Source organism: Hymenobacter sp. BT491 (genome assembly GCF_014349165.1).
Lineage (GTDB): Bacteria > Bacteroidota > Bacteroidia > Cytophagales > Hymenobacteraceae > Hymenobacter > Hymenobacter jejuensis.
This window is the reverse complement of record NZ_JACSJJ010000002.1, coordinates 956,328-980,933: the sequence shown is the minus strand read 5'-3', so window position 1 is coordinate 980,933 and position 24,606 is coordinate 956,328. Positions and strand designations below refer to the sequence as shown.

At 57.4% G+C, this 24,606-nt stretch carries 20 protein-coding genes and 1 pseudogene; 19 read left to right on the top strand and 2 right to left on the bottom strand.

Translation table 11 applies throughout. The features are described 5' to 3' along the window. Positions 1-126 precede the first annotated feature (126 nt). Positions 127-297, top strand: a pseudogene (locus tag H9I52_RS23235) (histone H1); the annotation flags it as partial. A gap of 228 nt (positions 298-525) precedes the next feature. Here H9I52_RS23235 and tyrS read toward each other — a convergent pair. Next, positions 526-1,824: a tyrosine--tRNA ligase gene (gene tyrS, locus H9I52_RS09895; RefSeq protein ID WP_222940482.1), complete on the bottom strand. Its 1,299-nt coding sequence runs from the start codon at positions 1,822-1,824 to the stop codon at positions 526-528. A gap of 193 nt (positions 1,825-2,017) precedes the next feature. Between tyrS and holA the strand changes: the two genes are divergently transcribed. The 13 genes from holA (at position 2,018) to H9I52_RS09830 (ending at position 16,509) form a co-directional block, all read left to right on the top strand. Further along, positions 2,018-3,067, top strand: coding sequence for a DNA polymerase III subunit delta (gene holA / locus H9I52_RS09890; RefSeq protein WP_187453721.1), 1,050 nt, complete (start codon positions 2,018-2,020; stop codon positions 3,065-3,067). Positions 3,068-3,155: 88 nt separating this feature from the next. Then, positions 3,156-3,617, top strand: coding sequence for an MbcA/ParS/Xre antitoxin family protein (locus tag H9I52_RS09885; RefSeq protein WP_262385996.1), 462 nt, complete (start codon positions 3,156-3,158; stop codon positions 3,615-3,617). 3 nt (positions 3,618-3,620) lie between these two features. Beyond that, positions 3,621-4,079 carry an RES family NAD+ phosphorylase gene (locus H9I52_RS09880; RefSeq protein WP_187453720.1) on the top strand — a complete coding sequence of 153 codons (459 nt, stop codon included), beginning with the start codon at positions 3,621-3,623 and terminating at the stop codon, positions 4,077-4,079. A gap of 246 nt (positions 4,080-4,325) precedes the next feature. Continuing rightward, positions 4,326-4,745: a BLUF domain-containing protein gene (locus tag H9I52_RS09875; RefSeq protein ID WP_187453719.1), complete on the top strand. Its 420-nt coding sequence runs from the start codon at positions 4,326-4,328 to the stop codon at positions 4,743-4,745. A 275-nt stretch (positions 4,746-5,020) separates the two neighbouring features. After that, positions 5,021-8,212 carry a tetratricopeptide repeat protein gene (locus H9I52_RS09870; protein WP_187453718.1) on the top strand — a complete coding sequence of 1,064 codons (3,192 nt, stop codon included), beginning with the start codon at positions 5,021-5,023 and terminating at the stop codon, positions 8,210-8,212. A gap of 77 nt (positions 8,213-8,289) precedes the next feature. Next, positions 8,290-10,035 carry a hypothetical protein gene (locus H9I52_RS09865; protein WP_187453717.1) on the top strand — a complete coding sequence of 582 codons (1,746 nt, stop codon included), beginning with the start codon at positions 8,290-8,292 and terminating at the stop codon, positions 10,033-10,035. 169 nt (positions 10,036-10,204) lie between these two features. Continuing rightward, the gene (locus tag H9I52_RS09860; RefSeq protein ID WP_139517252.1) at positions 10,205-11,380 is read left to right on the top strand and encodes a hypothetical protein; all 1,176 of its coding nucleotides are present in this window, start codon (positions 10,205-10,207) and stop codon (positions 11,378-11,380) included. A 1-nt stretch (position 11,381) separates the two neighbouring features. Then, complete coding sequence (locus H9I52_RS09855; protein ID WP_139517251.1) at positions 11,382-12,089, top strand: MotA/TolQ/ExbB proton channel family protein; 708 nt, start codon at positions 11,382-11,384, stop codon at positions 12,087-12,089. 15 nt (positions 12,090-12,104) lie between these two features. Then, positions 12,105-12,518, top strand: coding sequence for an ExbD/TolR family protein (locus H9I52_RS09850; RefSeq protein WP_139517250.1), 414 nt, complete (start codon positions 12,105-12,107; stop codon positions 12,516-12,518). A 106-nt stretch (positions 12,519-12,624) separates the two neighbouring features. Next, complete coding sequence (locus tag H9I52_RS09845) at positions 12,625-13,515, top strand: hypothetical protein (RefSeq protein ID WP_139517249.1); 891 nt, start codon at positions 12,625-12,627, stop codon at positions 13,513-13,515. A 138-nt stretch (positions 13,516-13,653) separates the two neighbouring features. Continuing rightward, positions 13,654-14,964, top strand: coding sequence for a bifunctional folylpolyglutamate synthase/dihydrofolate synthase (locus H9I52_RS09840; RefSeq protein WP_187453716.1), 1,311 nt, complete (start codon positions 13,654-13,656; stop codon positions 14,962-14,964). Positions 14,965-14,972: 8 nt separating this feature from the next. Next, entirely contained in the window at positions 14,973-15,635 is a 663-nt protein-coding gene (gene trmB / locus H9I52_RS09835; RefSeq protein WP_139517247.1) for a tRNA (guanosine(46)-N7)-methyltransferase TrmB, read from the top strand. Positions 15,636-15,669: 34 nt separating this feature from the next. Next, on the top strand, positions 15,670-16,509 hold the full coding sequence (locus H9I52_RS09830; RefSeq protein WP_187453715.1) for a maleylpyruvate isomerase N-terminal domain-containing protein: 840 nt from the start codon (positions 15,670-15,672) through the stop codon (positions 16,507-16,509). 15 nt (positions 16,510-16,524) lie between these two features. Here the strand turns inward: H9I52_RS09830 and H9I52_RS09825 are convergent, their stop codons facing one another. Then, positions 16,525-17,148, bottom strand: a complete 624-nt coding sequence (locus H9I52_RS09825; RefSeq protein WP_139517245.1) for a hypothetical protein — start codon at positions 17,146-17,148, stop codon at positions 16,525-16,527. 175 nt (positions 17,149-17,323) lie between these two features. Between H9I52_RS09825 and mnmA the strand changes: the two genes are divergently transcribed. From mnmA to H9I52_RS09800, 5 genes are all read left to right on the top strand, one after another. After that, positions 17,324-18,472 carry a tRNA 2-thiouridine(34) synthase MnmA gene (gene mnmA / locus H9I52_RS09820; RefSeq protein WP_187453714.1) on the top strand — a complete coding sequence of 383 codons (1,149 nt, stop codon included), beginning with the start codon at positions 17,324-17,326 and terminating at the stop codon, positions 18,470-18,472. After that, positions 18,469-19,221 (top strand): hypothetical protein, encoded by a 753-nt coding sequence (locus tag H9I52_RS09815; protein WP_187453713.1) that lies wholly within the window; start codon positions 18,469-18,471, stop codon positions 19,219-19,221. Before mnmA ends, H9I52_RS09815 begins: the two co-directional genes overlap by 4 nt. Positions 19,222-19,461: 240 nt before the next feature. Then, a complete protein-coding gene (locus H9I52_RS09810) occupies positions 19,462-21,123 on the top strand; it encodes a S8 family serine peptidase (protein WP_187453712.1) in 1,662 nt (553 codons plus the stop codon). Between the two features lie 154 nt (positions 21,124-21,277). Next, the gene (gene rpe / locus H9I52_RS09805) at positions 21,278-21,979 is read left to right on the top strand and encodes a ribulose-phosphate 3-epimerase (protein WP_139517241.1); all 702 of its coding nucleotides are present in this window, start codon (positions 21,278-21,280) and stop codon (positions 21,977-21,979) included. A gap of 50 nt (positions 21,980-22,029) precedes the next feature. Further along, positions 22,030-24,528, top strand: coding sequence for a carboxypeptidase-like regulatory domain-containing protein (locus tag H9I52_RS09800; protein WP_187453711.1), 2,499 nt, complete (start codon positions 22,030-22,032; stop codon positions 24,526-24,528). Positions 24,529-24,606: the final 78 nt, after the last annotated feature.

Genomic DNA, 24,606 nt, shown 5'->3' with positions numbered 1-24,606 from the left:
AAAAACTGCCCGTAATAGCGCAGAAAGGGCTTTTGAAAAAAAAGTTGAACTATTGCTTGTATTTGAAATCCCTGTATATTAGAGCCGGTCAAACACATTGTTCCACACCAAACAAACCCCTCTAAAATGAGTAATTTTGGCAAATTGAAGGACCTCGTAATGTCGCTGGAAGGTGACTTCGAAAAGTTCTACGACAAGAACAACTCGGCCGCCGGCACTCGCGTGCGCAAAGGCATGCAGGAGTTGAAAAACATGGCCCAGCAAATCCGTACGGAAGTGCAGGACATGAAAAATACGGCTGGTGGTGCTGCTCCTGCGGCTGCTAGCGGTACCAAGAAAGCGGCCGGTGCTGCTGGTGGTGCCAAGAAAGCGGCCGGTGCTGCTGCTGGCGGTGCCAAGAAAGCTACTGGCACAGCCAAGAAAAAGTAATCAGATGCAGCCTCAACGCTGCATTTTGTATTACAAACGAAAAGGGAGCCCGCTTGCGGGCTCCCTTTTTAGTTGCATTTACCGACGGCTAACGCCTTAGGTTAGGGCAATGAGGTAGTAATTCTTCTTGCCTTTTTGCGCTACCAAGTACTTATCCAGCACGAGCGGCAATTCCCCAACTTGCTGGTCGGCGCCGGATACTTTCTGGCGGTTGAGGCTTACCCCGCCGCCCTGAATCATCTTCTTTGCTTCGCCCTTGGAGCTAAATATTTGATAATCAGTCACTTCGCTTAGTAGGTCGGCGGCGGTCAGCGAGGCTGCTTGGGCGCGGGTTACCTGCAATTGCGGTACGCCTTCAAAAACGGAAAGCAGCGTTTTCTCGTCTAGGCTTTGCAGCGTGGCCAGATCGCCTTTGCCGAACAGAATCTCGGAGGCCGCCACCGCAGCTTCGTACTCGGCGGCCGAGTGTACGCGCGTGGTTACGTCCTTGGCCAGCGCCTTTTGCAAGGTGCGCAGGTGCGGAGCCTGGGCGTGCTCGGTTTCGAGGGCCGTAATTTCGTCTTCCGAAAGCAGCGTAAACACCCGAATCAGGCGCGGGGCATCGGCGTCGGTGGCATTCAGCCAGAATTGGTAGAACTGATAAGGCGAAGTTAACTCCGGTGAGAGCCACACGTTGCCGCTTTCCGATTTCCCGAATTTCGAGCCGTCGGCCTTCGTGACCAGCGGGCATGTGAGCGCGTAGGCCTTGGCCTCGCTGCCCGCCAGCCGGCGGATCAGCTCGGTGCCGGTGGTGATGTTGCCCCACTGATCGGAGCCGCCCATTTGCAGCGTGCAGTTGAGCGTTTTGTATAGGTGCAGAAAATCGTAGCCTTGCAGCAGCTGATAGCTGAATTCGGTAAACGACAGCCCTTCCGCGCGTTGCTCAGGCGCGTCGCTGCCGTCGTTATCGGCAGTGCCTAGGCGGCGTTTTACCGAGTCCTTGGCCATCATATAATTGACAGTCAGGTGCTTGCCTACATCGCGCAGGAATTGCAGAAAGCCGAACTCCTTAAACCAGTCGTAATTGTTCACGACCACGGCCGCCGTCGGGCCGGGCGTGAAGTCCAGAAACTTCTCCAATTGCTGCCGAATGCCGTCTTGGTTGCGGCGCAACGTTTCTTCGTCCAGCAAGTTGCGCTCCGACGATTTGCCCGACGGGTCGCCGATCATGCCCGTCGCGCCACCCACGAGCGCCACCGGCCGGTGGCCGGCCCGTTGCAGATGCACCAGCAGCATGATCGTGGCCAGATTGCCAATATGCAGGGAAGCTGCGGTGGGGTCGAAGCCGATGTAGCCGGTAATGGGTTGATTAGCAGCCAGATGCTCGGCCGTGCCGGGCATGGCATCGTGCAGCATTCCGCGCCAGCGGAGTTCGTCGAGTAAAGCCAAGGGAATTCTGAATTATGAATTTTAAATCCTGAATGCGCAAAGCAATGGAGGCGCTTTGCACAGCACAAAGGTAAGCGGCGGATGCGGTACCTTTGTGCTACGGCTGCTTAGTCTGTGCAACCCCGCCCGCAGCCTTTCTACTTCCTAAATTCAGCAAGCAGTGCCCCAGTACAGTCCCGACGAGATTCTGCAGCAATTGCGCCAACGGCAATTTCAGCCTATTTACTTTTTGCAGGGCGAAGAGCCGTATTATATCGATCTGATTGCCAACATCTTAGAGCAAAATGTAATGCCGGAGCACGAGCGCGGCTTCAACCAAGTGGTGCTCTACGGCAAGGACACCGATGCGGCCACCGTGCTGGGGCAGGCCCGCCGCTTCCCGATGATGGCCGAACGCTCCGTTGTGATCGTGAAAGAGGCGCAGGCCATCGCCGATCTGGAAAGCGAGAAAGCTTTTCCTTTTCTGGAAGCTTACCTAAAAAACCCGCTTCAGAGCACCGTGCTGGTGTTTTGCTACAAACACAAAACGCTGGACGCGCGCAAAAAGCTGGGCAAACTAATGGGGGAGAAGGCCGCGCTGCTCACCAGCAAAAAGCTCTACGACAACCAGGTGCCGGGCTGGCTGACGGCCTACGTGCGCTCGAAGCAGCAGCAGATTACGGGGCAGGCGACGGCCATGCTTTCGGAGTACATCGGTGCCGATTTGAGCCGGCTGACCAACGAGGTCGATAAGCTGCTGCTCAACGTAGCGCCTGGCCAGCCCATCGACGAGGACTTGGTGCAGAAGATGGTGGGCATCAGCAAGGAGTACAACATCTTCGAGCTGCAAAAGGCGCTGGTACAGCGCGATGTGCTGAAGGCCAACCGTATTTTGCAGTACTTCGAAGCCAACCCCAAGGCCAATCCGCTCATCCCGAACCTGACGCTGCTCTTTGGCTTTTTTACCAAGCTGCTGGTGTTGCACCAGGCGCCCAATCCTTCGGACGCCGATTTTAAGAAGCTGGGCATCAACAACAGCTTTGCTCAAAAGGAATACCAGCAGGCGCTGCGCGTGTATAATTTTCCCCGCACCCGCGATATCATTCACCTGATCCGGCGAGCCGATTTACAGAGCAAAGGCATTGAATCGGGCTCGATGACGGAAGGAGAAATCCTGCGGGAGTTGGTTTTTCTGATTTTGCACCCAGTGCCGCTGAGCGTGCTGGCGTAGGAGGCGGGAATAAAATGGAACCTACGGAAATTTTTCTGCGTTACCTGGAAAAATTTCCGTAGGTTTCATCTCGCAAAATTCAAGTTGTATGGCCGTTGCCGCAGTAAAAGCCAAAAGCCCTTCTGCCTTGCCCACCGCGATGCGGAAGAAATGGGAGGCCTGGAGCCAGGCCGGGCAGGATTCGTTTGCTTTGGTAATGGCGGCGCGCAAAGGCATTCCGGCCGCTACGGCGTTTGAAGTCGCGGAGGCGTTTCAGCTACAGGCCAGCGAATTGGAGGCGATTTATGAGCTTTCGACCAAAACGCTGCGCACGTATTCGCAGGAAAAAAAGAACCTGAACGCCTCCAGCAGCGAGAAAACGTTGAAAATAATTTCGCTCTATACGCTTGGTACCGAGGTATTTGGCGATGCCGCGGCGTTTTTGCGGTGGCTGGGCAAGCCGGCGTATGGCCTCGACAACGAAGTGCCCCTGCGGCTGCTCGAAACCAGCGGCGGCATCGATCTGGTGGAGGAAGAGCTAACGCGCATCGCGTACGGCGACCTGGCGTAGCGCATGCAAATTTACCGCATCTGCCTGGCCAAGTATGCCGACGATCTGTTTGCATCGGGGCGGCGGGCGCGCTGGAACACGCAAGACAAGTTTGTGATCTATGCTGCGGCCTCGCGGGCGCTGGCCTGCCTGGAAAACGTAGTGCACCGAAGCGGCGAAGGTCTGAACGGCCAGTTTCGGGTGCTGGTTATCGACGTGCCCGACGACGTCGCCATCGAAGAAATAACCCCGGATCAGTTGCCGGCAGGCTGGGAGAAAGCCAGCCGCTATGCCGTGTGCCAGCCGCTGGGTGACGCGTGGTACGAGCACCGCTCGTCGGCCGTGCTGCGGGTGCCGTCGTCGATTGTGCCCCAAGAATCGAATTTTATCCTGAACACCCGCCACCCCGATTTTAAGCGGATACGCATCTTGGCGCAGGAAGAATTCAGCTTTGATGCCCGCATTAAAGCTGATGATTTATAATTACATAAGTAATTTATAATCAAATACTTATGTAATTATACAGACAGGTGTAATTTGAGATATTTCGCCGATAGAGTTTATTTCTGTGTTCCGAGCAGCTGAACGGTACGTGCGATTTAGCGTGTGCCACAAGGCCGGCGCGTCGGTGCATAGCCGTCGTAAGTGCGCCAGAAGTTGTATCTTCTCTTACGCCAAGCACGGCCCAGCTTGTTTTGGAATCCACTACCTGTTGTGCTTGGAAAGGCCATGTTTTATCAACTCATCTACGTCAGCGTGGCTTTTGCACCCTTCACCAATCCTGAATTGCATGCCCTTGCAGCCCAGGCCCGGGCGCACAACAGCCAACGCCACATCACCGGCATCCTGTTCTACGGAGAGGGCTACTTTGCGCAGGTCCTGGAGGGCGCGCAGGAGGAAGTAGAGTCGTTGTATGCGTCTATTAAGCGCGATACGCGCCACCACCACGTAACGCTGGTAGTTCGTGGTACCCGCCCGCGCCGGGAGTTTCCGCACTGGAGCATGGCGTGCCGTCAGCTGACCTACCCAGCCTTTGCCCAACTGGTCAAATGCCTGCCGGAAACGGCGCACGAAGTGAAAACTGCGACCGGATCGCACTCGTTGGGGGCCCGGATCGCGCCTTACGTGGAGCAAGGGGTGCGGCTGTAGCAACGGCGAGAGGCTAGAATAGTCATTCAGTACAAAATGCTGATAGCTAGAGCAGAAAGCGTGGTTTCGGTGACAATGCCAATTCCTGAATTAAGTACCAGCAAGCTAAATCAGACGGAAATCGCTCTGTTGTGAGCCCTCTTTCTATACCAAATCTTCTTGAAAAGGCGTTTAGCCGGTAAGGAAAGCAGATTTCAGCGCAAGCTGCGCCGAACTTTTCGTTACTTTTGGCCAATTCCCGGGCCTTCGGCTCCCTTACCTCGTAACGCCCCGCAATGAAGTTTATTCCCCGCATGGCGCTGGCCGCCACGCTCAGTGCCGCGGCGCCGCTGGCCGCCCAAGCGCAACAAACGCAGGTATTTGCCAACGACCAACGGTTTTTTCAGGAAGGCCTTGAGCTTTTTGACCGCGGCAAGTACGGCGCCGCCCAGCAGTCGTTCCAACGCTACCTCGACCTCACCCAGCGCCGCAGCGGCGAATTGCCCGCCAGCCATACCACCGACGCGGAATATTACTACGCCGTATCGGGCCTTTACTTGTTTCACCCCGACGCCGAGGATCGCATTCTGGCCTTTGCCGCCAACCACCCGGCGCATCCCAAGGCACCCGAAGCCTTTTTTCAGCTCGGGAAGTTTTACTTCGACAAGAAGGACTATGTGCGGGCCGTTGATTACCTGCAACGCGTAGGGGCCGACAACCTGACCGGCGAGCAGCGGGCCGAATCGGAGTTTAAGCTGGCTTACAGCTACTTCGCTCAGAAGGAATTCGACAAAGCCAAGCTGCTATTCGACCGCACCAAGCAAGGCAGCACCGAGTACCGCTTCGCCAGCAGCTACTACGCAGGCTACCTCGCGTACCGCGCCGGTGACTATGCCGGCGCCCGGCGCGACTTAGCCGTAGCCGAGCAAAACGACGCCTACCGCCCGGTAGTGCCGGCCGTGATGAGCCAGATTTATTACAAAGAGGGCGACTTCGACGGCCTCATCGGCTACGGTACGAAAGCGTTGGCCCAAACGCCACCGCCCCAGAGCGCCGACGAGATTCAGTTGCTCGTGGGCGATGCGTACTACCAGAAGCAAGATTTCAAAAAAGCCGCCGAATACTTTGATCGGTACGCGGCCGGCCGCAAGAAGATTGACCCCGAAGTCCAGTACAAAATTGGGTACGCCAACTACAAAATGGGCGACTTCAAGGGGGCCATCGGCAGCCTGAAAGGCGTAGCCGCCCGCCGCGACTCGCTGGGGCAGAATGCTGCCTACCATTTGGGCCTGAGCTACTTGCAGTCGAACCAGAAGCAATTGGCACTCAACTCTTTCGATGCGGCGCGCAAAGCCAATTACGACAAGAACATTACCGAAAACGCCACGGTGAAGTATGCGCAGGTAAACTACGAGCTAGGCAACGCGCCCGAAGTAGTGGCTTCGCTGAAGGACTTCAGCAAGCGCTTCCCACGCTCGAAAAACCAGGCCGTGGTGGATGATATTCTGAGCGAAAGCTTCCTGAACTCGTCGGATTACGCCCAGGCACTCAATTACTTGGATAACCTCGACGAGCGCAGCTCCAAGCTCAACGCCACTTACCAGCGGGTGTCGTACCTACAGGCGGCCACGCTTTACAACAACGGGCGCTTCAACGATGCCCTGCCCTTACTTGACAAATCGTTGAAATATCCGCAGGACGATGCGTTGCGCGCTGCTGCGCAAGTGCTTAAGGGTGAGATATATAGCATTGGGCAGAAATACCCCGAAGCCATTCAGAGCTATACGGCCGCGGCCCGCACGGCGCGTTCGGGCTCGGCAGCCGAAGCGGATTTCGACCAGCGCGCGCGCTACGGCCTTGGGTATGCCTATTACAACACCAAGCAGTATGACCGCGCCCGGCCGCAGTTTCAGGCTTATTTGAGCGATCCGCAGGCCAAGCCCACCGATCCGAACTACTACGACGTGACCTTGCGCTTGGCCGACACCTACTACGTGGCCAAAAACTACCAGCAGGCGCTGGATCTGTACGACAAAGCCATTCAAGCCAACGCGCAGGACAAGGATTACGCCTACTATCAGAAAAGCCTGACGCTGGGCCTAATGGGCCGGCGCGACGAAGCTTCGCGCAACCTGAGCACGCTGCTGAAAACTAACCCCAACTCGCGCTACGCCGACGATGCCGTCTACCAGCAAGCGCAGCTGGATTTTGAAAGCGGGAATTTCCAACCTGCCGTCGATGGCTTCACCCGCCTGATTCAGAACCGGCCGAACAGCCCCCTGATTCCGCAGGCGTTGCAGAAGCGGGGCGTGGCCTATGCCAACCTCAACCAGCACGAAAAAGCCGTGGCCGATTACCGGCAGGTACTGACGCAGTATCCGCAAACCAAATCGGCCAATACGGCGCTTTACAGCCTTCAGGAAAGCCTGACGGCGCTGGGCCGCACCGAGGAATTTGACCAATATCTGGCGCAGTACAAGCAGCAGAATCCCAGCAGCAACGCTACCGAAAGCGTAGAGTTTGAGGCGGCTAAATCGCTGTATCTGGCCGAAAAATACCAGCAGGCCATTCCGCGACTGGAGTCGTACCTGAAGCAATACCCCGGCAATGCGCTGGCCGCAGATGGTCGCTATTTCCTGGCTGATTCGTATCTGAAGCTCAACAACAAAACGGAAGCGTTGCCGCGTCTGCGGGCCGTGGTAGAAGAGGGCAAAAGCGAGTTCGTCAACCGCGCCGTGGGTCGGGTAGCCGATCTGGAGTTTGAAAACAAAAACTACGCGGAGGCTGCCAAGTATTACACGCGCCTGCGGGAAGTTTCGCAAAACAAGCGCGAGGTGGCCAATGCTGGCCTGGGGCTGATGAAGAGCTACTATGAAAGCGGCGACTTTGTCGGCACGCGCCGTGTGGCCGAGGAACTGCGGGCGCAGGGTAATGCTTCGCCAACGGCCAGCAACGCTGCGTTGCTGTACCTGGGCAAAGCCAGCTACAAAGCCGGCAACCTCGACCAGGCTATCCCCGAGCTGACAACCGCCGCCGCTGCTGCCGACGAAAGCGGCGCGGAGGCGCAGTACCTGATCGCCGACGTGCTGTATCAGCAAAAGAAATACCCTGAAGCTTTGGATGCGGCCTACAAAACCAACGCGTCAAACTACGAGCTCTGGCAGGGCCGCGGCTTTTTGCTGATTGCCGACATCTACGCGGCGCAGGGCGAAACCTTCCAGGCGCGGGCCACGCTCAACTCCATCATCGACAACAAATTCCCGCTGGCGGAAATCATCGAAGGAGCGAAGCAACGCCTGTCGGCTTTGCCCGCCGACGCCACGCCAGCGCCAGCGGCTCCTAGCAAAGCAGCGCCGGGCAAGACGCCCACTACCTCGAAGCCGGGTACCACTACGGCTCCGACCAGCAAGAAAGCGCCGGGCCGCAACTCCCTTGTGCCCACACCCGCGCAGCCCGCTGACTCTACTAGTACGACGGTAGAGCCATAGTTTGTAAATATCTGATTATCAAATAGTTATTTGCATGCATATAAAGTGGTGCTTGCAAATAACTTAACCTAGTTCACATGACGTTTCGCTCCCCCCAAACGTTGGCTTTTGCCGCTCTACTAGCCGCCGTTGCGCCGCATGCATCTGCGTGGGCCCAACGGACACCGGCCAAAACTGGCGGTAAGATTGAAGATGCCGAAATCGAAATTGTAAAGGAGCGGGTCAATCAGTTGCCCGAAGCCACGCGCAACTACGAGAAGATCAAGATCGAGCCGCCGACCAAGCAGAAGCAGAACGTTGGCTATACGTTTCCGGATTTTCGCCTGCCCGCCGACCGCCTCAACCCGTCGGTGCGCGTGCTCACGATTAAGCAGGAAGAACTCTCGCCGCTGACCGGCAACTATGTGAAAGGTGCCGTGGGTAACTACGGCACACTGTATGGGAAGGCATATTTGCATAACACGCGCAGCGATGCCGCTTCCTATGGCCTGGATTTCAGTCACTTGTCCTCCACGCGCGGTTCTGTTGACAAGGCCAATTCCGGCAGCAGCCAGACCAGCCTCGGCCTCAACGGCGAAACCTACAGCGGCCCAATGACCTTGGGTGCCAAGCTCGACTTGGGCAGGGAACGGTACAATTTCTACGGTTACAACCGCAACGTGCCGCGTCTGCCGCCCGAAGCCGACAGCATCAAGCAGGTGTTCCAGCGGGCCGCCGTGAAGGTTTACGCCCGCAACCGCGACAAAGACGCGGCTTTGCAATACGACTTTGGCGTCGGCTTCAATTTCTGGAAAGACCGGTTTCAGGCCCGCGAAAACAACTTCAACGCCTCGTTGCGCTCTACCTACAACATGAGCGAGAAGGGCCACGTGGTTGTAAACGGCGATGTGTCATTCATTTCTTACAAGGACTCGGCGACCACCAGCCGGCCCTTTGTGCAGATTACGCCGTCTTACGAGCTGACGCTGAACCGGTTAGCCGTATCGGTCGGAGCGACCTTGGGCTATTCGGGCGATACCATCAATGATGTCAGCCAGTTCAACGTCTATCCCGCAATTCGACTGGGCTACACCGTCACAGAGGATAAATTCTTGGTATTTGCCGGCTTGGGCGGTGCTATTCAGCGGGTTACGATGTACGACCTGACGACCGAAATGCCGTGGCTCGGATCCAACCAGCGGGTGGCAGACACGCACCGCGGGCCAACGCTTTATTTTGGTTTCAACGCTACGCCGGTGCGGGCCCTGGAACTCAACGCGAAGGTGACGGTATCCAACGATCGCAATCTGTACTTCTACAACAACGGCGGCGCAGTCGTGCCCGGCGCGATTACCAACGGCATCTTCCGCGGCGATTCGACCCGGTTCGACTTGGTGTATGACAAGAAAGCCACGCAGTTGCTGAACGTGCACGGCGAGGCGCTCTACAACGCCACCGAACAATTTCGCCTCGGCTTCAAGGCCGACTACAACGGTTACAAAGTACACACGCTCGAAAAGGCATACCACCGGCCGGCGTTCCAAACCGGATTGTTCGCCACGTATAACATGTACAGCAAGTTGCTGTTGGGCGCGGAGTTATACACCTACAGTTCCAGCTACGGTTCAACCTACAAACGCCAGGATACGCTGGTTGGCTACCGCAAACTGCCCCGCGCCACCGACTCTGTTGTCGACCTAAACCTGCGCGGAGATTATCGTTTCTCGGAAAATCTGTCAATATTTGCTTTAGGCAACAATTTGCTGGGCCGCAAGTACGAGCGCTTCCTCAACTATCCGGTGAAAGGAATCAATCTGCTGGCGGGCGTAACGTACGATTTCTAGAACCCGTTTGCGTTGATGCAACAACCGCTGTCCTCGTAGTGCACATGCAGGACCTTTTGGCCGCCCATTCTCCTTTCTTTCGATTGGCAAAGAAGGAGTTGGCTGGCTGAAAGGTCTTTTGTATTGTTCTGCTAATCAGATGGTTATAAAACAAAGCAAACCATAACCTTTGACGCCTTTGCAGCTCTCCGACCACATCCGAACCCTGCTTCGGGACCACGACTGCGTCATCATTCCCGATTTCGGCGGCCTGATTGCCGATTACGCCCCAGCGCAGGTACACCCGGTCCGGCATACGCTGGCGCCGCCGGCTAAGCGCGTGGCCTTCAACCAGTCGCTCACGCGCAACGACGGCCTGCTGGTCGATGCTATGGTGCGGGCTCTGAACGTGCCAGCAGCGCAGGCCCGGCAGCTCATCCGCGATGCCGTGGCCGCTTTGCAAGCGGAGTTGACGGCAACCCAGCGCACCGAATTGCCCGGCATCGGCGTTTTCCGCCGGGCGGTAGGCCGTGGTTTGGAGTTTGAGTATACGGGCACCCAAAATCTGTTGCCAGCTAGCTACGGGTTGCCTGAACTGGTATCGCGGCCAGTGCGCGCTACCGATGCCCTGCTGGCCCGCGACCGCAAGCCGGCCACACCGATGATGGCCGCGGCTCGTTCGCGCCGCACTATGCGCGCTTTCAAAATTGCCGCCGGCATTGTCATTGCGGGATTAGTACTGACGGCCAACTACATGTTTGCCTGGCAAACAGATTATTTGCCCAACGACTGGAAGCTCAGTGTTCTACAGCCACATGCTCAGTCTGTTGCAACGCCTGCCGAGAAAGTAGCCCGTCAGCAAGCGACGCTGGCCAACAACGGTTGGAGCGAAGAGTTCGTCCCGGACGGGGCCGCAGATAGCAAAGAAGCTGCCCCCGTAGCGCCGGAAGTAAAAGTTGCTAAAACACCGACTGTTGCTGCCCGCCCTGTAAAGCCAGCTGCACCCGCTAAGGGGACTGCGTCGGTAGCCAAAACCGCTGCGGCACCTAAAGCCGTAGCCCCAGCCGCCGCACTAGCCAAGCCGACCGTAGCACCTGCTGCTCTTGCTGCAGAACCAACAATTAAAGCGCGAACGGGACGTTACTACGTTATCGCCGGCGTTTATACCTCGCTAAAGCATGCGTTGGTAGGTCGGAAAGCGTTGGTAGACCATGGGCATCGGGATGCGCGCGTGATTCTGCCGGGACCGGGCAGCCGTCAATATCGTCTTTCGGCCGTCGATTTCCCGGACCGAACTACTGCCTACAACCAAGTCAATAAGCTGCGTCCGCACTTAGGAAAAGATCTCTGGGTTCTCAATTACTAGCATGACCTCATTTCTGCTGCAGATTACCACTGCCGCCACCACTGCCCCCGCCGATACTGCCGCTGCCGCGGTAGGTCTGCCCACCGCTGCTACCACCGATCTCTCACTCATTGATCTGATTCTGAAAGGGGGCTGGATTATGCTCCCCATCTTCCTGCTTTTCGCAGTTTCGGTTTACATCATTCTGGAGCGCTATTTCACCATTCGCCGTGCCGCCGGCAACCCCGACTCGTTCATGTCGGGCATCAAAGGACTGATGGTGAAAGGCGACTTACAAGGTGCCAAAATGCTGTGTGCACAAAACCCGTCGCCGCTGGCCCGCATGGTCGAAAAAGGCATTCGCCGCATTGGTCTGCCACTGCAAGAGATTGAGGCCAGCGTAGAAAACGTGGGTAAAATCGAGATTGCCCGCCTCGAAAAAGGCATTGGCGTGCTGGGCATCATTGCCGGCATCGCCCCAATGCTGGGCTTCGTGGGCACCATTATCGGCGTTATCAAAATCTTCTACTCGATTTCCACTACCGGCGACTTCGGCATCGCTCAGATTTCGGGCGGTCTGTACACCAAAATGGTGACTTCAGCGGCCGGTCTGATTGTGGGTATCGTGGCCCACATCGGTTACCACTGGCTCAGCATCATGGTCGAGAACATCGTGCTACGCATGGAAAACTCAGCCGTGGAGTTCATGGATATTTTGCAGGATAACTAATTAGCGGTCAGTCTCATGAACCTCAGCCGCCGCCGCAAGCTTTCGTCCCACGTCGAGACGAGCTCCATGAACGACATCATGTTCTTTCTGATGTTGTTCTTCCTGATTGTGAGCACGATGGTCAACCCCAACGTTATTAAGCTCATGCTGCCCAACGCACGGTCGGGAAAGGCGGTGATGAAGCAAACCATCAACGTATCGGTCGACGCCGCGGGCAAGTATTTCATTGATCGCCAGCCGGTTGCACCCGATGGGTTGGAGCAGGCCTTGGGTCAGCGCGTGGCAGGCCTCGAAGCGCCTACCGTCGTGCTGCGAGTGGATGCCGGCCTGAATGTGCAGAAGCTGGTCGATATTCTGGAAATTGGTAATCGCTTGAAAATCAAGATGGTCATGGCAACCCAATCGCAGCAGGCGGCGGGTAAAGGCTAAACTGCCCGCGGAACAAGCAAGCGCGGGTTTCCGTTGTATTTCAATACTCATCCGTTCGCGGCGCGGTTTTTCCCGCGCCGTCGTGCGTTTCTACAGTTGCTCACTTATGGCAGTTGAATTTCGCGAAGAAAGCCGCCGCGAGGCCATTATCGGAACGGTAGCGATTCATGCGCTGCTGGCGGCCATCTTTTTCTTTACGGTTTTCAAGGGTCCCGATCCGCCCCTGACTTTCGGCGGCGACGGCGTAGAACTCAACTACGGCGTGGACGAAGCCGGTTCGGGCGACATCCAAAGCATGGCGCCCGCCAATGCTTCCAAAAACCGCGAAGACAGCCGCCCGCCAGCCTCAAATCCCGATCCGCAGCCCCGGCCGGCTCCGGTAGCGACGCCCGTGCGCGAACAGCCTTCCCAAGAGAAAATCGTGACCAGTGAAGCCGAGGAAAGCCCGGTAAAAGTGCCACCCGTTACGACGCCTTCGCCGCCAAAAGAAGAGGTGGCCGAAACGCCTGCACCTCCCAAGCCCGTAGAGCGCCCCCGGACGCTTTACACGCCCAAAGGCAGCGCCAATGGGGGCGGTAATGGCTCTAACGGCACCAGCAACACGCCTACCGGCAACAACAACGGCGATCGTGCCGGCGCCGTCGGGGATCAAGGCAACCCCAATGGCTCGCTAGATGCCAAAGCACTTTACGGCCAACCTGGCAGCGGCGGCAGCGGCAGCAGCCCCGGTTCGGGCGGCCTGGAAATGAGCGGGTGGGCCTTCGATACGCGCCCGCGCCCACCCATGATCGGCAACGAGAACGGCTACGTACGCTTCCGGGTCAAAATCAACGAAGACGGCGAAGTAGAAAGCGTGCAAAAAGTAGGCGGTAACGTCTCACCAGCGCAAGTGCAGGCATGCATCGACGAGATAAACCGCACGGCTTCGTTCAAGCGTACGCAGTCTGGCAATACGGGGGCCACGGGGTACATCACCTTCAAATTCGAAACCCGCTAGTAGTTTCAGGTTCGATTTCTATGGGCCGTCGGTCGGTTTTCTCCGGCCGGCGGCTTTGTTTTGTAGCCACTTCTTAAGGGCAGGAACAGTCAATTAGTTGCTTTTGTGTAAATAATTGACAATCAAATACTTATAAAAATGACTTACAACGAAACGCTCACATACCTCTACGAGCAACTGCCGATGTTCCAGAAAGTAGGGGCGGCAGGCTTCAAAAAAGGGCTGGGCAATACCGAAGCGTTGGTCGCCGCGATGGGCCATCCGGAGCGGCGTTTTCGGGCCGTGCACGTGGCGGGCACCAACGGCAAAGGTAGCAGTTCCAACTTATTGGCGGCAGTGCTGCAAGCCGCTGGGTATCGGGTTGGGCTGTACACGTCGCCGCATTTGCGGGAATTCACGGAGCGAATTCGGTTGAACGGGCAGGAACTGCCCGCCGACTACCTGGTGAACTGGGTAGCCAAATGGCGGCCACTGTTTGACGAAATTGAGCCTTCCTTTTTCGAAATGTGTGTGGCGTTGGCATATTGCTACTTTGCTGACAGTCAGGTAGATATTGCTATCGTAGAAGTCGGCTTGGGCGGCCGATTAGATTCGACAAACATCATCACGCCGCTGGTTTCGCTGATCACCAACATCAGCTTCGACCATCAGGCACTGCTGGGCAATACGCTGCCCGAGATTGCTGCCGAAAAGGCTGGAATTATCAAGCCCGGCGTGCCTGCAATAGTTAGCCAGAGCCAGCCAGAGGTGCTTTCTGTGTTTGAGAAAGTTGCCCGCGAAGCAGCGGCTCCCCTCACGTTTGCGGACCAACAGTACCAGGTTGAACTGGCCGTACCTACGCGCCCGGAGAGCACAAGCCAGCTTCTCAACATCAGCCGCAGTGGCGCGGAGTATCTGGAAAAGCTGGAATTGTCGCTGATTGGAGAGTATCAACTGCTGAACGTGCCGGGCGTGTTGGCCGTGCTGGACGAGTTGCGTCAGCAAGGCTTTAGCATACCGGAAACGGCGGTGCGGGAAGGCTTCCGGCACACACGCAAGCTTACAGGTTTCCGCGGGCGCTGGACGGTGCTGGGGCAACGCCCCTTGGTAATTTGCGATACGGGTCACAACGAAGCGGGTCTGCGCCTGGTGATGGCCCAATTGAGCCGCATACCCAAGCAGCAGCTGCACATCGTGCTGGGCGTGGTCAACGACAAAGACGTGACCAAAATGCTGACGCTGTTGCCCACCGAGGCCATGTATTACTTTTGTCAGGCCAACATCCCGCGGGCGCTGCCAGCCACGGAACTCGCCCAACGGGCGGCAGCCGTGGGGTTGCACGGCACAGCCTACGGACCCGTGATGGCAGCCGTAAGGGCCGCGCGAGCCGCGGCTACGGCCGAAGACGTCGTGTTCATTGGCGGCAGTACGTTTGTGGTGGCTGAAGTAGAAGAGTTGTATTCCGAGTAAAACCCAGCATGAGTCGAGTAAAATTGAAGCGCTTTGCGCATAACGCCGAGCGCGCGGACATTGTCGAGCCCGGAAAAGACACTTACGAAAACCTGCGCGGACGCTGGCAGGAAGACTTTTTTCACACCTCAAACCCGATTACGCTCGAAATGGGTTGCGGCAAAGGCGAGTACACCGTGGGGCTGGCGGCGCGTTACCCGGAGCGTAGCTTTCTGGGGTTGGACATCAAAGGCGACCGCATCTGGAAGGGCAGCAACCGGGCGGAAGCGCTAGGGCTGCAAAACGTAGGCTTCCTGCGCACGCGCGGCCAGGCCTTGCTCGATCATTTTGGGGCCGGCGAGCTAAGTGAAATCTGGATTACGTTTCCCGATCCGCGCCCGCGCCTCGGCGACGCCAAGCGCCGCCTGACCTCGCCGCGCTTTCTTGACCTGTACCAACAGGTGCTGCGCCCCGGTGGGCTGGTGCATCTGAAAACCGACGACGAGCCCTTGTTCGACTACACACTAGAAGTGGTGAATAATCGGTTAGGAGCCAATGTGTTAGCGCACACCAAGGATCTTTACGCTACTCCGGAACTGCTGCCACACGCAGAAGACATTCAGACGCACTACGAGCGTAGGTTTCGCGGGGAAGGCATTCCGATTAAGTATGTGCAATTCACTCTGAGTTAGCAACTTATCTTTCGGTCATTTTTCAACCTCTAAGATGACTGCGTTAGCGCCCCTGCATACGATCCATCTGTTTCCGGTGCTCGATCAGCATTTGGGCGAGTTGCTGCGTTCACTGACTCCCGCCGATTGGGAGCGGCCCACGGTGGCGCCCAAATGGCGAGTGCGGGATGTGGCCCTGCACCTGCTCGACGTTAACCTGCGCACGCTGTCGATGCTGCGCGATGGACACTACGGCAGTCCGGGGCCCAGCGGCGATTCCTACGCGGAGATTGTCGCCTACCTCAACCGCTTGAATGCCGAGTGGGTAATGGTAGGGCAACGGCTTAGCCCACAAGTGATTACGTGGTTGCTGGAACTGTCAGGACCAACCTGCCATACGTTCTTGAGCCAGCTAGACCCGCTAGCGCCCGCTACGTTCGCAGTTGGCTGGGCCGGCGATACGGTATCGCCTAACTGGTTTCACATTGCCCGCGATTACACCGAAAAGTGGCATCACCAGCAGCAGATTCGGCAGGCGGTGGGGCAGGAAGCGCCGTTGCTGCAGGCCGAGCTATACCAGCCTTTTCTGGCTACCAGCGTGCGGGCTTTGCCGCACCACTATCGCCACATAGCCGCTGAGCCGGGCCAGGTGGTGCAGGTGACGATAACCGGAAGTGGGGGCGATACATGGTATCTTAACCAAGAAGCAACAGGCTGGATTTTGACGCAAGAGCCTGTAGGAGAAGTTGTTACGAAAATAACTTTGGAGGGCGCTGTGGCCTGGCGACTTTTTACCAAGAGCCTGCCGCGCCCTCAAGCCCAGCGTCATATTCAAATTGCAGGTGAGCAACGGCTGGGCGAGCCAATATTCGATTTGCTGGCCGTAATGGCTTAACCGCCGTGGTTAGGCTTATTCTTCTTCGAGCTGCTCGAACATGGCCTCCAACTCGGTGAAGTCGCGCAGACCGGGCTTAATCTCTTCGCCGCCTTCCAGGAGCAACCCGGCCGGCCGAACGCTATGGATCATGTTGCGAACAGGATTCTGGAGCAGGTTGCTGCCAATCCAGAGCGGAAACTTGCGGGCCAGATCGGTGAGATAGGTGAGTTGCAGGCCGTCGAGTGGGCGTTCGGGCAAGCCGGTCATCAGGAAGCCGGCAACGTGCGGGCTGTACTGCCGAAATACTACTTCCACGTCTTCGCGCAGAAAATCCGGAATCCACTGCATATTCAGCAGCACGGGCCGCGAAAGCTCGGCAATGGCATCAACCGAGCGCAGACGGCGCAGCAGCACGTATTTCAAGCCGCAAGTCTGGGCCAGGGCGTTGATGTCGGGGGCAGGGAGCGTATCAAATTCGCCCACCAGATCGACCCCGGCTACCCAGCCGCTGAGTTCCTGGGCGGCTTCCGGGGTGAGGTGGCCCGGCGTGGCAGGGTCGAGGTTGAAGGCGAGGCGATCGGCACCCATGCCGGCGCAGTAGCGGGCATCGGAAAGGTTGTTAATGCCGCGCACCAACACCGGAACAATCAAAGCCATACGGATATGGAGAAAGGTGGGGAAGTAAGGAACAGCTAGTTTCGGGCCGCAATATCCGGCTAAAATTCCTTTTTTATCCAAATGCACATGCAGTAACCGCCAAGAATGGAACTACCGCGGGCAACTTGTATCTTTGCAATTCGGCCGAAACTTTCACCTTCTGGGCGGACACAATATGAACAATTCAAAAGGACGCGTGCTGGTCGCCATGAGCGGCGGCATCGACAGCTCAGTAGCCGCCGTGCTGCTGCATGAACAAGGATACGAGGTAGTGGGCATGACCATGAAAACATGGGATTATGCCTCGGCCGGCGGATCGAAGAAGGAAACGGGCTGCTGCTCGCTCGACTCCATCAACGACGCCCGCGACATCGCCGTGCAGCTCGGCTTTCCGCACTACATCATTGACATTCGCGACGAGTTCGGCGATTTTGTCATCAATAATTTCACCGACGAGTACTTAGCCGGCCGCACGCCCAATCCGTGCGTGCTCTGCAACACCCACATCAAGTGGGATGCCTTGCTGCGCCGTGCCGATCAGCTTGGTTGCCAGTACATTGCGACGGGGCACTACGCCAACGTACGCCACGAAAACGGCCGCTACGTGATCAGCAAAGGCCTCGACGAAAACAAAGATCAGTCGTACGCGCTGTGGGGGGTGTCGCAAGAGAGCTTGGCGCGTACCATGTTTCCGTTGGGTTCGCTGCGCAAAACCGAGATCTACCAAATGGCCCGCGACCGTGGTTTCACGGAACTGGTGAACAAGCCGGAGAGCTACGAAATCTGCTTTATCCCCGACAACGACTACCGCGGCTTTCTGCGGCGTCGGGTGGAAGGGCTGGAGGCGCGCGTAGCCGGCGGCGAGTTTGTGCTCCGCGACGGCACCGTGATCGGCAAGCACGAAGGCTATCCGTTTTACACCATCGGGCAGCGCAAAGGCTTGGGCGTAGCGCTGGGATTTCCGGTGTACGTGACGGAAATCCGGCCGGAAACCAACCAAGTAGTACTCGGCAACTTTGAGGAACTGGCTAGTACCCAAACGGTTGTGGGTAAACTCAACTTGGGGAAATACGCTTCGCTGGAAGGCCGTGGTCTGGTGCCCAGCACCACCAAAATCCGCTATAACCACGACGGCGCAACGGCTTTTCTGGAACAAAAAGGCGACAAAATCTACGTGTATTTCGAAGAGCCGGTACACGCCATCACGCCCGGACAAGCGGCCGTATTCTACGACGGCAACGATGTATTGGGCGGCGGCTGGATAGAACGGCACACTATTGGTGAGGTCCCCGAACATTCGGCGTCCGTTAGTGCTACTGTATGAACCGTTGGGGTAAATTATTGACTAGTAAGTATTTGTATTTTGCGTCGGTAGGGTTGTTGGCCTTTGCTGTGGACGCCTGTAAAAACGAAAGTGAGGCCGGTCCGGACCTCGGCACCGATTATTATCCGGTGGCGGTAAAGGATTTTCGCATCTACGACGTCGTGGACAGCACCTGGCAGGAAAACGTCGGGACGGCCCGTAAATACCAGCTGCGCGAGCGGGTGGAAGAGGCTTTTACAGATGCCGCCGGCCAACAGGCGTACCGCATTGTGCGCTCGAAACGGGCTAATGCCGCTGCTAACTGGCTCGACGACAGTACGATCGTGGTCAATCCCAGCCAGCAGACGTTGCTGCTTACTACCCAGAACCGCCGTACCGTGGAGCTGGTCTTTCCGGTACGCAGCAACCGCGCCTGGAACCTGAATGCTTACAACAGCCTCTCCGATACGATCACGGCCGAAACGCGGCGGTATGCCGAAGTCGGTGCGCCGTTCAAAATCAACTCGAATGGCAAAACGTATTCGTACCCGACCACGGTGACAACCACCGCCGACGACACGGAAAACAAGTTTTACCCCACCGTGTACCGGCGCGTGTTTGCCAAATCCGTGGGCTTGGTGTACCGGGTAGCGCGGCGCTACAACTACGGCTGCCCACCCGGTGCGCCCGCCGGGTGCGCCAAAGTCGACGGCTACATCAAATCGGGTTATTCGCGCACCGAAGTGCTCGTAGAATCGGGTAGGATGTAACAGCAAAGTGAGTTTTGTGCAATTAAAGGCGTTAGTTATAAGGCAAGAGTGGGCTGATAGTCATATCAGCCCACTCTTGTTTTTGTGCTTATAAGTAATTGATAATCAACTGCTTGCGTTTGAATTGTTTTGTGTATTTGTCGCTGCCTAAACATAAGGGAGTGCTGCTACGGAAAAAGCGTTGGCGGAGCGGGGCAAAAAAGTCGTAAATCCGTATCTTCCCTGCTATAATCTGATTAGATGCGAGTTTTTCAGCTAGTGCTGGTGTATTTGCTAGGAAGCGGCTTGCTGGCCCAAGCGGCAGGGGCCTCGGCGCCGCCGGTCACGGCGATCCGCAAGCACTTACTTTATTTTCGCGATAAAGCCAATTCGCCTTATAAGCTCACGCAGCCCCAGACTTTTCTGTCGGCGCGGGCGTTGCAGCGGCGTACCCGGCAGGGCATCGCCCTGAGCGTGCGCGATTTGCCCGTTAATCCCAGTTATGTAGCCCAGGTGAAAGCCGTGCCGGGCGCACAATTGTGGTATACGTCGCGGTGGTTTAATGCTGCCGTGGTAGCCTGCGATTCGGCTACTTTGGCCAAGCTCAACGCCTTGCCGTGCGTGCAAAGCGCCCGCACGCTCAACCGCGGCCTGCCCGGCACCCACAAGCGCGATCCCGAAGCGGCCTCCGATGTGCAGGCCCGTGCCCTAAGCCGATCTGACTACGGGCAGGCATTTACGCAGGCCCAAATGATCGGGGCCGTGGACATGCACAACGCCGGCTTCCGGGGCGAAGGCATGCAGATTGCCGTGTTTGATGGCGGCTTTCCCGGCGTCGACAAAATTCCGGCTTTCACGCCGTTGTTCGGAGAAAAGCGCTTGGCCAGTACCTTCAATTTTGTTGAGAAAAACAAGTCGGTCTTCATTCGCGACAGCCACGGTACCAATACGTTATCGACGTTGGCCGCCAATCAGCCGGGCTTTTTCATGGGTACGGCGCCCAAGGCCACGTATCACCTGTGCCTGACTGAGGACGTGAACTCGGAGCACCCGGTGGAAGAGGTCAACTGGCTCATTGCGGCTGAATACGCCGATTCGGTAGGCGTGGACGTGATCAGCTCTTCGCTGGGCTACAACAGCTTCGACTACCCGTCCATCGACTATACCTACAACGACATGAACGGCCGCACGGCCATTTCTACGCGGGCGGCGACTATTGCGGCGCGCGTAGGCATGCTGGTGGTGAGCAGCGCCGGCAACGAAGGCGGCAACTCCTGGCGCTACATCACGGCCCCCGCCGACGCCGACTCTATTCTGACGGTGGGGGCCGTGGATTCCCTGCGGATCCGCGCTTCGTTCAGCTCCATCGGCCCCACGGCTGACGGCCGCATCAAGCCCTCGCTCATGGCCCAGGGCCGCGCTTCCGCCATTCTGACCAGCAACGGCAGCGTCGTCCGCGGCAACGGTACGTCCTTTTCGTGCCCGATTCTGGCCGGAATGGCCGCCGGGTTCTGGCAAGCCAACCCGACGCTGACGGCTCAGCAGGTCATCAGCTTTCTGGAGCGCTCGGCCAGCCGGGCGAAAATGCCCAACGACGAATACGGGTTTGGTATTCCCAACTTTGTGCAGGCCAACGACTTAGTGGCCATCGACCGCGACGAGTTTTCTAACGATGTGGTGCTGTATCCGAACCCTACGCGCGACGAGGAGCTGTTTCTGCAATTGCCCAAGGAGCTACAGGCCGTGCCGCTGTACGTGCGAATTATCGATACCCACGGCGCCCTGGTAGCGCAGCAAGACGTGCCCGCCGCCAACGCCGCGGCCGTGCGTTTGCAGCCCATAAGCCTGGCCAAGGGCGTGTATTTGTGCCTGGTTAAGGCAAGTGGCAAGCGACAACGCACCGTGCGATTTGTTAAACTGTAACTATTTGATCAATAGTTAGTTGTGAAGAATTGGGCTTTCGGTGGCGGAGTGATGCCATGCGCCCGGCAAACGCATGATCCCTCAGCACGGCAAGTATAGCTAGTTGCCCAAGGAACTCCTTCCGCATTCTCTTTCACCTGCTTACCTTCGCGGTATGACTTCTTCCCGCCGCATAGCGCCGCTGCTGGCGCCGTCCTTTCTGGCCGCTGATTTTGCCAATCTGCAATTCGAAACCGAGCGTTTGGCCAACAGTGCCGCCGATTGGCTGCATTGCGACATCATGGACGGCCGGTTTGTGCCCAATATTTCGTTTGGTATCCCGGTGCTGCAAGCCATCAGCCGTTACGCCAAGCAGCCCCTGGACGTGCACCTGATGATCGAAGATCCGCAGAACTACCTGAGTGCTTTCCGCGATGCGGGAGCCACCAACATTACGGTGCATTACGAAGCCTGTACGCACCTGCACCGCGTGGTGCAGCAGATCAAGGCCTTGGGTTGCCGAGCCGGCGTGGCCCTGAACCCGCACACGCCGGTGTGGGTGTTGGAAGACATTGCCGCCGATCTGGATCAGGTGCTGGTCATGTCGGTCAACCCAGGGTTTGGCGGCCAGTCGTTTATTCCGAATACGCTGCGTAAAGTGGCGGCGCTAAAGGAGCTGCTGGTCGACAACGGCTCGCCGGCCCTGATTGAAGTCGACGGCGGCGTAACTAGTGAAAACGCCACGGCCTTGGTTGAAGCGGGTGCCGATGTGCTGGTAGCTGGCAGCTTCGTATTTCATTCCCCCGACCCGGTAGCCACCTTGGCGGAGATGCGCTCGTTGCTCTCGGCCACCATCGGGACGGAAGAGCAAGACTAATGCAAGAGCACAACCAGATGAAACAGTGCTTGCTTTGTAAAGCACTGATAATGTTTTGGTTACTTTGTCTTAGCTATTCCACTGCTTTAGCTCAGCCGACTGCGAGCCGAGTGCCCGTATCGGGCACAGTCCGCGACGCCGACGGCCATCCGCTGGACCTGGTTGGCATTGGCGTGGAAGGACAGCCCGGTGGGACGACCACCGATGAACAAGGGCATTTTTCCTTGAACGTGGGGCGGCCAGCTGGCAGCCGTACGCCCGTGCTTATCGCGCGGCGCTTGGGTTTTCATACCCTGCGCGTGCCGCTCAATCTTAGTGAGCCGCGCGAACTCACCCTGACGTTGCAACCTGATTCGCGGGCCATCGGCAACGTCACGGTGCGCGGCCGCTCCGACAACACCGACACCCGCGAGCAGGTCAGCATTACGCCCCTCGACCCGCGGGCTGCGAAGGAACTGCCGTCGGCTTTCGGTGATTTCAACAAAATTCTGACGACGCTGCCGGGCGTAGTGGCCAACAACGAACTGACCAGCACCTACTCGGTTCGCGGCGGCAACTACGACGAAAACCTCGTGTACGTCAATGGCATTGAGGTGTACCGGCCGTTTCTGGTGACCTCGGCGCAGCAAGAGGGCTTGAGCTTCGTGAACCCCGATCTAGTGAGCAAAGTCGAGTTTTCGAGTGGCGGCTGGCAGCCGAAGTACGGCGACAAGCTTTCGTCGGTACTGAGTCTGGATTACAAGACGCCCCAACGGTTTGAAGCTTCGGCCACCGGGAGTCTGGTGGGCGGCACGGCCCACGTGGGCGCAATTTCGGCCAACAAGCGCATCAGCTACCTGGCCGGCGTGCGTTACAAAAACGCCCAGTATGTGCTCAACTCGCTGAAGCAAAACCAGGGCGGCTACAACCCCACGTTTTACGACGGCCAAGCTTACGTAAGCGCGGCCCTGGGCCCGCAGGATAACCCCGAGCGCACGACACTTGGCCTACTTACCACGTTCGCCCACAACGCCTTCCGCTTCACGCCGGAGTCGGGGCAGAGCACATTTAGCACCTCCGTCAATCAATTTTCTCGCCTGACCATCTTCTACGACGGCCACGAGCGGATGCAGTACGACACGTACCAGGGCGGCCTAAATCTGCGGCATAATTTTACGCCCAAGCTGCAAGGCGAGCTGCTGGCCGGTGCCATGATTTCGCGCGAGCTGGAATACCGCGATGTCGAGGCCAATTACCTCTTGTCAGACATCAACCGCGACCCCAACTCCCCGGATTTCAACCTGCCCACACGGGTGCGCGACCTGGGTTCGCGCTTCAATAACTCGCGCAACAACCTCACCGCCCGCATTGCCACCCTCGAAGCCCGCGGCCGCTGGACGCCCGGCACGCGCCACGTGGTGCGGTGGGGCGCCAAGGCCGGCCGCGAAAAAATAGAGGATACGCTCAACGAATACAGCTTTGCCGATTCGGCCGATTACGTACCCGACGCTCGCCGGACGCGGTTGCTTTCCAACCTTAACCTGAGCAGCTACCGCTACCAAGGCTATGCGCAACACACCATCGAGCTGGATTCGATGCAAACGTTGACCTATGGCGTACGCTTTCACTATTGGACTGTCAATCAACAACTTGTGATTAGTCCGCGCGTGCAGTATGCGTATACTTCGCCGCGCCATCCCAACGTGTCGTGGAAGGCGGCAACGGGGGTATACTACCAGCCGCCTTTTTACCGCGAGTTGCGCAGCCAGGTAGGCACGCGCCTCAGCGCCAGCGATCCGCTCGTTATCCAAGCACAGCTCAACCCGGAGCTGCGGGCCCAGCGGTCGTTGCACTTCATCGTGGGCAACGAGATTCGGTTCAAGCAATTTGGCCGCGATTTTCGCTTTACCGGCGAGGCTTATTACAAGTATCTGACTGATGTGGTGCCCTACGACATCGACAACGTGCGGCTGCGCTACTTCGCCAAAAACAACGCCCGGGCTTACGCGGCAGGTGTTGACGCGCGGGTAAGCGGCGAGTTTGTGAAAGGGGCCGAATCGTGGTTTAGCCTGGGCGTGCTCACCACCCGCGAAAACCTCGACGGCGATTCCATCAACACCTACAACGACGCCGGCCAAAAAACCGGTCGCGTGCCGAAAGGCTACATTCGCCGGCCTTCCGACCAACGCCTCAACTTGGGTATTTTCTTCCAAGATCACCTGCCCGATAATCCCTCGGTGCGGGGCTATGTGAACGTAGTGTTTGGTACCGGATTGCCGTTTAGCCCTCCCGACTTGCCCGATTTGCGGGGCACCAGCAAGCTCAGCCGCTCGTACAAGCGCGTCGATTTGGGCTTCTCCAAGGTGATTTCCTTGCGTAACGCAACGGAAGCAACCCGCAAACCTGGCCAGCTAGAAAGCCTATGGATAGGATTGGAACTGCTTAATGTGCTGGCAGCCAACAACGTAGCGGGCTACAACTACGTGCAGGATATCAACGGCGTTACGTATTCGGTGCCCAACTATCTTTCGCAAAGGCTTGTTAATCTGAGAGTTATAGCAAGGTTTTAGGCCGGTTGTCAAGGTGTTATTCTAGCTTGACAAGATTGAAATGGCGCATTGTTTAGCTCTATTGCTTTACATAACGAT